The organism is Mesorhizobium sp. M7A.T.Ca.US.000.02.2.1, from assembly GCF_003996995.1.
Lineage (GTDB): Bacteria > Pseudomonadota > Alphaproteobacteria > Rhizobiales > Rhizobiaceae > Mesorhizobium.
The window spans coordinates 1-513 of record NZ_RZTT01000899.1 but is presented as its reverse complement, the minus strand read 5'-3'; the positions used below and the strand labels follow the sequence as shown (position 1 = coordinate 513).

Genomic DNA, 513 nt, shown 5'->3' with positions numbered 1-513 from the left:
ACGCCACTGGGCGCAGCGGGCGCCGGCGCTTTCGGTTGCAGTGCCGGCAGCGGCAGATAGGGAACGACCCCTTGACCGTTGCCCTGCTCGACGATGACCTTGCTCGAATCCTTCAGAACCTTCTCCATGGTTTCCAGGTAGAGGCGCTTGCGCGTTACATCGGGCGCCTTGGCATATTCGTCATAGACCGAGATGAAGCGCTGCGCCTCACCCTCGGCTTCCTGCACGACCCGGTTCTTGTAGGCGGCCGCGTCTTCGCGGATCTGTGCGGCCTCGCCGCGCGCCTGGCCGAGCTTCTGGTTGGAGTACTGGTTGGCCTGCTCGACGAACTTGTCCTCGTCCTGCTCGGCGCGCTGCACTTCGTCGAACGCATCGGCCACTTCGCGTGGCGGTGCCGCATCCTCGATCGAAACGGCGTTGACGTTGAGACCGGCCTTGTAGCCGTCCAGCGTCGTCTGGATGATTTCACGCACCGAGGCGGCAATGCCCTGGCGATCGTCGCGGAAGATGTCC

At 64.1% G+C, this 513-nt stretch carries 1 protein-coding gene; it reads right to left on the bottom strand.

Annotated features, from left to right (window positions below; translation table 11 throughout):
• On the bottom strand, positions 1 to 513 hold a 513-nt coding region (gene hflK, locus EOD15_RS35350; protein WP_127409391.1), incomplete at both ends, for an FtsH protease activity modulator HflK.